At 64.7% G+C, this 10,305-nt stretch carries 10 protein-coding genes; all 10 read left to right on the top strand.

Annotation, left to right across the window (positions count from 1 at the left end):
* On the top strand, positions 1-1,376 hold a 1,376-nt coding region (gene tldD / locus A3E77_RS15910), incomplete at its 5' end, for a metalloprotease TldD (protein WP_293647742.1).
* A 218-nt stretch (positions 1,377-1,594) separates the two neighbouring features.
* Positions 1,595-2,833 carry a hypothetical protein gene (locus tag A3E77_RS15905; protein ID WP_293647740.1) on the top strand — a complete coding sequence of 413 codons (1,239 nt, stop codon included), beginning with the start codon at positions 1,595-1,597 and terminating at the stop codon, positions 2,831-2,833.
* 79 nt (positions 2,834-2,912) lie between these two features.
* On the top strand, positions 2,913-3,314 hold the full coding sequence (locus tag A3E77_RS15900) for a hypothetical protein (RefSeq protein WP_293647738.1): 402 nt from the start codon (positions 2,913-2,915) through the stop codon (positions 3,312-3,314).
* A gap of 143 nt (positions 3,315-3,457) precedes the next feature.
* A complete protein-coding gene (locus tag A3E77_RS15895; protein ID WP_293647736.1) occupies positions 3,458-4,018 on the top strand; it encodes a DUF924 family protein in 561 nt (186 codons plus the stop codon).
* A 28-nt stretch (positions 4,019-4,046) separates the two neighbouring features.
* The gene (locus A3E77_RS15890; RefSeq protein WP_293647734.1) at positions 4,047-4,625 is read left to right on the top strand and encodes a pyridoxamine 5'-phosphate oxidase family protein; all 579 of its coding nucleotides are present in this window, start codon (positions 4,047-4,049) and stop codon (positions 4,623-4,625) included.
* Positions 4,625-4,855, top strand: coding sequence for a putative signal transducing protein (locus A3E77_RS15885; RefSeq protein ID WP_293647732.1), 231 nt, complete (start codon positions 4,625-4,627; stop codon positions 4,853-4,855). Before A3E77_RS15890 ends, A3E77_RS15885 begins: the two co-directional genes overlap by 1 nt.
* A gap of 18 nt (positions 4,856-4,873) precedes the next feature.
* Positions 4,874-5,572, top strand: a complete 699-nt coding sequence (locus tag A3E77_RS15880; RefSeq protein WP_293647730.1) for an endonuclease/exonuclease/phosphatase family protein — start codon at positions 4,874-4,876, stop codon at positions 5,570-5,572.
* Positions 5,573-5,941: 369 nt separating this feature from the next.
* Positions 5,942-6,280 carry a P-II family nitrogen regulator gene (locus A3E77_RS15875; RefSeq protein WP_003043080.1) on the top strand — a complete coding sequence of 113 codons (339 nt, stop codon included), beginning with the start codon at positions 5,942-5,944 and terminating at the stop codon, positions 6,278-6,280.
* A gap of 17 nt (positions 6,281-6,297) precedes the next feature.
* On the top strand, positions 6,298-7,662 hold the full coding sequence (locus A3E77_RS15870) for an ammonium transporter (RefSeq protein WP_293647728.1): 1,365 nt from the start codon (positions 6,298-6,300) through the stop codon (positions 7,660-7,662).
* Between the two features lie 250 nt (positions 7,663-7,912).
* A complete protein-coding gene (locus A3E77_RS15865; protein WP_293647726.1) occupies positions 7,913-10,270 on the top strand; it encodes a TonB-dependent receptor in 2,358 nt (785 codons plus the stop codon).
* The last annotated feature ends 35 nt before the right edge of the window (positions 10,271-10,305 follow it).

The following is a 10,305-nucleotide window of genomic DNA, read 5'->3' as shown; positions in this document are numbered from 1 at the left end:
AGGCGCTGGCGCGCGAGGCGCTCGCCAAGGCCGACGACGGCGAGCTTTACCTGCAATATCGCGCGACCGAGAGCTTCGGGTTCGACGACGGGCGACTCAAGACCGCCGATTATTCGACCGACGCCGGTTTCGGCCTGCGCGCCGTGTCGGGCGAGATGACGGGCTTCGCGCACGCCAGCGACATCAGCGCGGGCGCGATTCGCCGCGCCGCCGAAACGCTTGCGCTGCTCGATCCGTCGAACCAGCCGCACGCCGCGCCGCCGCCGCGCACCAACCGCCATCTTTATGACGAGGCGAACCCTCTCGACCTGATCCCCTTCGCCAAGAAGGTCGCGCTCTGCCAGGAAATCGACGCCGCGGCGCGCGCACGCGATCCGCGCATCGTCCAGGTCTCGGTTGCGCTCGCGGGCAGCTGGTCGGTGGTCGAGATCGTCCGCGCCGACGGCTTCCTCGCGACCGACATCCGCCCGCTCGTCCGGCTCAACGTCTCGATCGTGGTCGAAGAAAATGGCCGTCGCGAAACGGGCTATTTCGGCCTCGGCGGACGCTACATGTACGACCATTTGTTCGAGCCCGCGCAGTGGAACCGTGCAATCGACGAGGCGCTGGCGCAGGCGCTCGTCAATTTGCGCGCGGTCGATGCGCCCGCGGGCGAATTTACCGTGCTGCTCGGCCCCGGCTGGCCCGGCGTGCTGCTGCATGAAGCGGTCGGCCACGGGCTGGAAGGCGATTTCAACCGCAAGGGCACCAGCGCCTTTTCGGGCCGCATCGGTGAGCGCGTCGCCGCGCCCGGCGTCACCGTGGTCGATGACGGCACGATGGACAGCCCCGTCGGCGGCGGCCGCCGCGGCTCGCTCAGCATCGACGACGAAGGCACGCCGACCGGCGAGACGGTGCTGATCGAGGACGGCATTTTGAAGGGCTATATGCAGGACCGCCTCAATGCGCGCCTGATGGGCGTCGAACCCACCGGCAACGGGCGCCGCGAAAGCTTTGCGCACGCGCCGATGCCACGGATGACCAACACCTTCATGCGCGGTGGCAACGACGATCCCGCCGAATTGCTCAGCCGCGTCAAGAATGGCATTTTCGCCAAAAGCTTTGGCGGCGGACAGGTCGACATCGTGTCGGGTAAGTTCGTGTTCAGCTGCACCGAGGCGTATAAGATCGAGAATGGCAAATTGGGCGATTCGATCAAGGGCGCAACGCTGATCGGCGACGGTCCGAGCGTGCTGACCAAGGTCACCGGCATCGGGAGCGACATGGCGATCGACGAAGGCATCGGCATCTGCGGCAAGGGTGGGCAGAGCGTCCCCGCCGGCGTCGGCCAGCCGACCTTGCTGGTGAACGGGCTGACCGTGGGCGGCACGGCCTGACAACCGCGTCATTGCGAGGAGCGTAGCGACGAAGCAATCTCCAGCTACCGGCCTTGCGTGACGGCGATGGCTGGAGATTGCTTCGCTTCGCTCGCAATGACGAGGGTGTGACCACCCTCACTTGGCGTTCGCCCGATCCGCGCATATAGAGGCCCAAACAAGAACAGATTTCGGTCGCATCATCCGCGGGGGCACTCCCTCGCAACAGGGAGGATTTTATGCGTTCGAGTCTGCGTTTCGTTTCCGTGGCCGCCGTTGCCGCGATGCTCGCCGCCGTTCCCGGCTCGGCACAAAAGACCACCGGCCCAAAAGAACGTTACGAGATGGACGTCGCGACCGCGTCGGGGTTCGCCGCGATGACCGCGGGCGGGCGCAAGCCCGGCGTGGGCGGGATGATGGGCATGATGTTCGGCGGCGGCCCCGACAATCAGGTCGCGCGCACGATCGAACTTCGCCTGGGGGCAAACCAGCCGCCGACCAAGCCGCCCGTGCGCGCCGATCATTTCTTCCAGCCGCAGGCGAAGCTTGGCGCGTCCTTGCCGCTGTGGGGGCCAGAGCCCAGCCAGCCGCGCCCGCGCGAGGACGGCAACGAGATGCCCGACAATTTCGAGCGGCCCAAGGGCCGCCTGCTGCTCTATTGGGGCTGCGGCGCCAAGGCCGGGCCGGGGCAGCCCGTCGTGATCGATTTTGCCAAGGTCGCCGCGGGGCAGGTGCCGCCGAACCTCTTCACCTCCACCGTTCCGCGCATCCGCGAGGTGATGGCATCGAACAGCGCGTCCTATGCCGACTGGCCGAACCGCAAATCGTCGAAGGCGGTGCCGAAGGACAGCTCGCTGCTCGGCGCGCACCGCATCGCGGGCAATGTCGGGCCGGATATCAATTTCACCCTCGCGCAGGATTATATGCCTGCGCTGACTGCCTCGACCGCGATGCAGGACGACGGGTCGGTGATGATCCGCTGGAATACGCTCCAGCCAGCGACCGGCTATGTCGCCTGGGCGTTCGGCGGCATGGACCGCGGCGGTGGGAACGGCGACATGATATGGTGGACCAGCAGCGCATCGCAGCAGTTCGGCGGCGGGCTGTGGGACTGGCTGCCGCCCGCGACCGTCGCCAACCTCGTGACCAGAAAGATCGTGATGCCGCCCGCGCAGACGAGCTGCCAGATTCCGGCCGAGGTCAAGAAGGCGTCGGGCGAAATGATGTTCGGAAACCTCAACGCCTTTGGCCCCGAAGCCAATTTCTCCTATCCGCCCAAGCCCGCAGGCAACGCCGTGTGGAATATCGACTGGACCGCGAAAGTCCGCTTCCGTTCGCACACCATGCTGATGATCGGCGCCGATTTCGGCGGTATGGGCGGCGCTAACATGGGCGGCAGCACCGCCGCCGAACCGGCGAAGAAAAAGAAAAAATGCAAAGGCCCCCTCGGCATTCCGCTGCCCGACGGGGCGTGCTGATCCCGCGGCAGTCAGCCTCCGTTCACGCGCGTTGGCGCAGGAAGGTGCCGGGTAGGCTATGAAAGACAGGAGTCGAACCATGCGTCACCTCATCCCGGCACTTCTTGCCGCCGCCGCCGTGGCCGCTTCGCCCGCCGCCACCGCGCGCGAAAAGCGCGCGCCCGAAGACCAGCTCGCCAAATTGCTTGAAGGCCGCGTCGCGGGCGAGCCGCAGAATTGCATCTCGCTGTCGTCGGCACGCAGCTCGCAGATCATCGACAAGACGGCGATCGTCTATCGCGCTGGCAGCACGCTGTGGGTCAACCGGCCAAAGGGCGGCGCCGAATCGCTCGACGACGACGACATTCTGGTGACCCGGACGACGGGCAGCCAGCTGTGCAGCATCGACGCCGTCGAACTGCGCGATCGCACAAGTCATTTTTACGCGGGCTTCGTGTCGCTCGGCGAATTTGTGCCCTATCGACGCGCCAAGGGCGAGTGAACGGCCGAATCTAGCGGCCGAAACCAAAGCCTATATTGCTCATCGCGGCGAAGGCCGGGATCTCTACCTGGCGATCAATCGTTAGGTGGAGATCCTGGCCTTCGCCGGGATGACGTTTGACGGGAACAAAAACCTTGGCCGAAATGGAAAGCGCCCCACCCCCCGCCGACTGGGCACGGCAACTGCTCGCCTTCTGGTTCGATGCGCATGGCATGGACGACTGGTACGGCGGCGGCCCGGACTTCGACGACAAGGTCCGCGACCTGGCCGAAGGCTGGCACGAAGCCCTCCGCTCGCAGCCCCCGGAGGCGTTTCTGTCCGATCCCGACACCGCGCTCGCCGCGGCGATCCTGTTCGATCAGGTGCCGCGCAACCTGTTTCGCGGCCACGCCGACGCGTTCGCGACCGACGACCTCGCACGCGCGATCGCGCGCGGCATCGTCGAACGCGGTTGGGACCAGGGCTGGCCCGACGAACGCCGCCAGTTCGCCTACCTGCCCTTTGAACATAGCGAGGATATCGCCGACCAGCGCGAATCGCTGCGGCTGATGGGCCAGCTCACCGACCCGATGTTCGCCGATTATGCGCAAAAACATTTCGACATCATCGACCGTTTCGGGCGTTTCCCGCACCGCAACGCGGCGCTGGGCCGCGCCAGCCGCGCCGACGAAGCCGCAGCGATAGAAGAGGGCAAGAATTGGTGATAGGGCCGGTCCGACACGGAGGACCGCCATGGCCGATTTCACGGATACGCTGACCGACAAGCATATTGCCTTCATCGAAAAACAGCCGGTCTATTTCACCGCGACCGCCGCCGCCGATGGACGCATCAACCTGTCGCCCAAGGGTTATGTCGACAGTTTCCGGGTGCTTTCGGAAAGCCAGGTCGCCTATCTCGACCTCGGCGGATCGGGGAACGAAACGCACGCGCATCTTGCCGCCGACGGCCGCATCACGATCATGTTCTGCGCCTTCGACCGCAGTGCGCTGATCCTGCGCATCTATGGCCGCGGCCACGCCGTGCTGCCGCAGGATGCCGAATGGGATGCGCTCGCCGCGAACTTCGCGCTGATCCCCGGCACGCGCCAGATTTTCGTCATCGACATCGACAGCGTCCAGACCAGCTGCGGCTGGGGCGTGCCGATGATGGAATTGCAGAACGAACGCGACACGCTGCAAAAATATCATCGCCAGGCCGACCCCGCCCTGTGGGTCGAGAAGTTTCAGGAGCGTACCAAGAGTATCGACGGCCTGCCGACGCGGCCCACCGACCGCTTCATCACCGGCGAAGCCGCCCAGACATCGCCCTGATGCCCCTCGTCGAACTGATGCGCCTTCCCAACGGCGCCGAAGCCGAATTGCTGCGCGGTCGGCTCGAAAGCGCCGGAGTCCACGCCGTCTGCTTCGACGCGGGCATGAACATCGCCGAAAGCGTCGGATTGATGATCCCGGTGCGGATCATGGTGCTCGACGAGGATCTGGACGAAGCGCGGGCGTTGCTGGCGGAATTTGCGGCCAGCGGGAACGGAAACGCGGCCTGAGCGCTTGAAAAGCAAATCATGATCAAGGTCGCCAGTTACAATATGCGCAAGGGCATCGGGCTCGACCGTCGCCGCGATCCCGGCCGGGTGCTGTCGGTGCTGCGCGAACTCGACGCCGATATCGTCGCGTTGCAGGAAGCCGATCGCCGGTTCGGCACCCGCGCGAGCGCCATCCCGCCGCATATGTTCGAGGATCATAGCGATTATGTCCCCGTCGACCTGCTCGGCGGACGCCCCTATGCGATCGGCTGGCACGGCAATGCGCTGCTCGTGCGCAAGGGCGCCGTGGTCGAGGAAAGCCACGCGCTCCACCTGCCGACGCTCGAACCGCGCGGTGCGGTTGCGGCGACGGTCCGCATCGGCGACACAAGGTTGCGCGTCGTCGGCATGCACCTCGACATATCGGGCCTCCGCCGCCGCCAGCAGGCCCGCGCGATCCTGAATCATGTCGCGGAGGGTGAGGATCTGCCGACGGTCCTGATGGGCGATTGCAACGAGTGGCGCCCGACGGGCGGCTGCCTCGCGGACTTTGGCGAGCGTCATCGGCTTGTCGACACCGGCCACAGCTTTCACAGTCGGCGCCCGGTCGCCAAGCTCGACCGCATCTTTGCGACCCCCGACCTCGAACCCGTCGACGCGGGCGTCCACCGCAGCCCGCTTGCCGCGCGCGCATCGGACCATCTGCCGATCTGGGCGCGGTTCAGGGCGGTGGAGTAACGCCAATCGTTATGTCCCGCCGTTTTGGGGTGGTGAGCGGCCGTTCGCACCGCCCTCTCGTCACCCCGGACTTGATCCGGGGTCCATGACTTCAGCGCTGTGATGGATCCCGGATCAAGTCCGGGATGACGAAGAAACAAGGTCCGCGATCGGTCTAAACCGGACATCGCCATTGCCTGAATGATGGCAGACCACAAAAGGCATCATTGCCCAAAATTTAGGCAAGCCTATGCCTTTGCTGCCCATCGGACGACCGATTGTGCGCCACGCAAGGCCAAAACCGTCATAAAATGTTAACTTTCGCGCGCCTCGCGCAATCTGGCACGGCTGTTGCAGTGCAACATGGTGCCATTAGCAAAAGGGGGCGTCATGAAGCTGATCTTGGCAATCATCAAACCATTCAAGCTCGACGAGGTGCGCGAGGCGCTCACTGGTCTGGGCATCGCCGGCATGACCGTGACCGAGGTCAAGGGGTTCGGCCGGCAAAAGGGGCAAACCGAAATCTACCGCGGCGCGGAATATGCGACCAACATGGTGCCAAAGGTGAAGATCGAGCTGGTCTGCGACGACGCACTCGCACCGCGGGTCGTCGAAACGCTTCAGCAAAGCGCCGGAACCGGCTCGATCGGCGACGGCAAGATTTTCGTCCTCGACGTGGGTCAGGCCGTGCGCATCCGCACCGGCGAGACCGGCGAGGCGGCACTGTAATGACGAAGGGGGAAGTTATGACGTTCGCAAACAAATTTGCGGCGAGCGCCGGGGCCGTCGGCCTTTCGCTGTTCGCCGCCTTGCCCGCCTGGGCGCAAGAAGCCGCACCCGCGGTGGCGGAAGCCGCAGCGCCGACGCCCGACAAGGGTGACACCGCTTGGATGATGATTTCAACCGTGCTCGTCATGGCGATGATCGTGCCGGGTCTCGCGCTTTTCTACGGCGGGCTCGTCCGCACCAAGAATATGGCGTCGGTGCTGACCCAGATCCTTGCGGTCGCCGCGCTCGCGATGATCATGTGGGTGATGTTCGGTTACAGCCTCGCCTTCGGCGGTGATGCCAACCAGTTCATTTCGTCGGGCAAGGCTTTCCTCGCCGGCGTAACCGCCGATTCGACCGTCGCGACCTTTACCGACGGCGTCGTGATTCCCGAATTCGTCTTCATCGCCTTCCAGATGACCTTCTCGGCGATCACCGTCGCGCTGGTCCTTGGCGGCCTTGTCGAGCGCATGAAATTCTCGGCCGTGATGGTCTTCGCCATCGTCTGGCTGACCATCGTCTATTACCCGATCGCGCACATGGTCTGGTATCTGGGCGGCACCGATGAAGCCACCGGCCTGATCTTCGGCTGGGGCGCGCTCGACTTTGCGGGCGGCACCGTCGTCCACATCAACGCGGGCGTCGCGGCGCTCGTCGGCTGCCTGATCATCGGCAAGCGTTCGGGTTACCAGAAGGATATCATGGCCCCGCACTCGCTGACCATGACCTTGATCGGCACCGGACTCCTGTGGGTGGGCTGGTTTGGCTTCAACGCCGGTTCGGCGCTCGAAGCCAATGGTTCGGCCGGTCTCGCGCTGATCAACACCTTTACCGCCACCGCCGCCGGCGTCCTCTTCTGGATGCTCACCGAACGCGCGCTCGGCCACAAGGGATCGCTGCTCGGCGCCTGTTCGGGTGCGATCGCTGGCCTCGTCGCCGTCACCCCCGCCGCGGGCAATTCGGGGCCGTTCGGTGCGATCCTGCTCGGTGCCGTCGCGGGTATCGTCTGCTGCTGGTTCGTGATGAAGCTCAAGGCCAAGCTCGGCTTCGACGACTCGCTCGACGTGTTCGGCATCCACGGCATCGGCGGCCTGATCGGTTCGATCCTGACCGCGGTCACCATGCTGCCCGCGCTCGGCGGCCCGGCGGGCGACGATTATGTCCTTGGCAGCCAGCTCTGGATCCAGATCAAGTCGGTCGGTGTTGCCGTCCTCTGGTCGGCGGTCGGTTCGGCCATCGCCTTCTATATCGCCAAGGCGGTCACTGGTGGCCGCGTCTCCGAAGAGGTGGAGCGCGAAGGCCTCGACCTCGGCGAACATGGGGAGCGCGCCTACAACTACTGACAACGAGACAGGATACCCGCCGCCGCACGCTCTCTCTCCTTTCAAACGGCGGCGGCGGGGTCCTCACCAGGTTCCTCCTGCGAACCACTGGCCGGCCATTATTGGCCGGCCTTTTTTTGACCGTGGCGCGGATGCAACAGCGTCGCGCGATTGTGGCGGCACCGCTTCGCCCCCCATTGCGGATTTGTGACAAGAGGCGCACCTTCGCGGACGGACCAGCGTCAGATTGGCCGCCAGGAGGAGGATTATCATGAACAAACGAGCATTTTTGCTCGCGGGCTTGTCGTGCCTTGCGCTCGCAGCCACGCCCGCATCGGCGCAGGACGCCGCCGAAGACGACGGCAACATCATCATCGTCACGGCAACGAAACGCGACGCGAACCTTCAGGACATTCCCTTTTCGATCAACGCCCAGACCGCCGAGGATATCCAGAAATCGGGTGCGGTGACGCTCGAAGACCTGTCGCGCAACGTCGCAGGGCTGTCGGTCCAGAATCTGGGGCCCGGACAAAGCCAGGTGTCGGTGCGCGGCGTGTCCGCGGGCCAAGTCGTGCGCGACCAGCCGGGGGTCAAGGAACAGGTTGGCGTCTATCTCGACGAAAGCGTGATCTCGCTGTCGCTTTTCACGCCCGACATCGACCTTTACGATTTGAACCGCGTCGAAACGCTCCGCGGACCGCAGGGCACGCTGTTCGGGTCGGGGTCGGTCGGCGGCACGATCCGCTATATCACCAACCAGCCGCGGCTCGGCACGACCGAAGGCAGCGTCGAGGCGAACCTCAACCTTGTCGACGGCGACGATATCGGCGGCCACCTGAAGGGCGCGGTCAACGTGCCGATCGGCGACAAGGCGGCGCTCCGCGCGGTCGGCTATTACACCCGGTACGGCGGTTTCATCAATGCGATCGGCCCGGCGGGAAAGAAGGATGTCAACAGCGGCGAACGCTATGGCGGGCGCATCGCGCTGACGTTCGAGCCGACCGACAATGTCTCGATCACACCGCGCTTCGTCTATCAGAAGGTCAAGGCGGACGGTTTCAACCGGCAGGACATCTACAATCTCTATGCGAACCGCTTCACGACGACGCGGCCGCAGGTGATCTTCGACGAACGCGAGCAATATCTGCTGCTGCGCGAGGCGTTCGAGGATGAAACGATGATCGCCGACCTCAAGGTCGATGTCGCGCTCGACGGCGTGAAGGTGACCGCGGTGACCAGCTATACCAACCGCGACATCGTCGTCAGCCGCGACGCCAGCGCGCTCAGCGGTTCGGTATCGGTCGATCTTGGGTTCCCCGACGCGGGCGTGCTGTTGCCGTCGAACCTGCTCGACACGACCGACCTTAAAAGTTTCACGCAGGAAGTGCGGCTCGCATCGGATTATGACAGCCCGTTCCAATGGGTGTTCGGCGGATTCTATTCGAGCACCGACCGCTTCTATCGCCAGCGGCTGCCCACTCCCGGCTATGACGCCGTCACCGACGCGACGCTCGGCGCGGGCACGTCGGCGGCAGTCGCCAACGGCTTCCCGGCCGACTCGCCCTATAACGCCGACCTGCCCTATGACATCAAGCAGCTCGCGATCTTCGGCGAAGGCACCTATTCGATCAGCGACGCATTCGACGTCACGCTCGGCGGTCGTTATTATGATTTCATCGAAACACGCCGCTTTATCACCGGCGGCCTGTTCGCCAACGGCGATCGCCGCCGCGACAAAACCCGGTCGAACGGCATCAGCCCGCGCCTGCTGCTCAGCTATGACGTCGCCGACAATGTGTCGATCAACGCCCAGGCGTCGAAGGGCTTCCGGCTGGGCGGGGTCAATGATCCGCTCAACCTGCCGCTCTGTTCGCCCGGCGACGCCGCGCTGTTCGGGGGGTTCCAGGATTATGACGACGAAACCCTGTGGAATTACGAACTGGGCGTGAAATCGCAGGGCCGCGGTTTCACCTTCAACGCCGCGGGTTTCTATAACGACATCAAAAATCTCCAGGTCACGCTCGACGCCGGGACATGCTCGTCGCGGATCGTCTTCAATGTGCCCAAGGCGCATTCGATGGGGATCGAATTTGAACTCGGGCTGTCGCCGGTCGACGGCCTCGATCTCAACCTGTCGGGCAGCCTGATCGAGGCCGAATTTGACACCACCCTGCCCGGCGCGTTGACCGCCGCGACGGGCATCCGCGAGGGCAACCGGCTGCCGTCGGTGCCGAAATTCCAGCTGTCGGCGTCGGGCAGTTACGAATTCCCGGTTTCGGATACGGCGTCGGCCTATCTGTCCGCCTCGTTCCAGCATGTCGGCACGCGCTATACCCAACCCGCCGATCAGGAAAATAACCCGCGCACCTTCGTCCACGGGCTGCCCTTTGGCGGGGCCCCGGCAGAGGCATCGACGACGGTCGACCTGCAACTTCCCGACTATCAGCTGGTCAACCTCAGCGCCGGGGTCGATTTCGACAATGGCTTGTCGCTGATCGCCTATGTCAACAATGTCTTCGACGAAAACGCCCTGCTCTCGTTCGATCGCGAACGGGGCGGGCGCGCCCGCCTCGGCTACACCGTCGGCCAGCCGCGCACCTTCGGCATCACCGCGCGCAAGACATTCTGACCATCACCGGGAAGGGGCGGGCGCCACCGCGCGCG

The organism is Sphingopyxis sp. RIFCSPHIGHO2_12_FULL_65_19 (assembly GCF_001830555.1).
Lineage (GTDB): Bacteria > Pseudomonadota > Alphaproteobacteria > Sphingomonadales > Sphingomonadaceae > Sphingopyxis.
The sequence above is the reverse complement of the archived record's forward strand: the minus strand, read 5'-3'. Positions and strand labels throughout refer to the sequence as shown.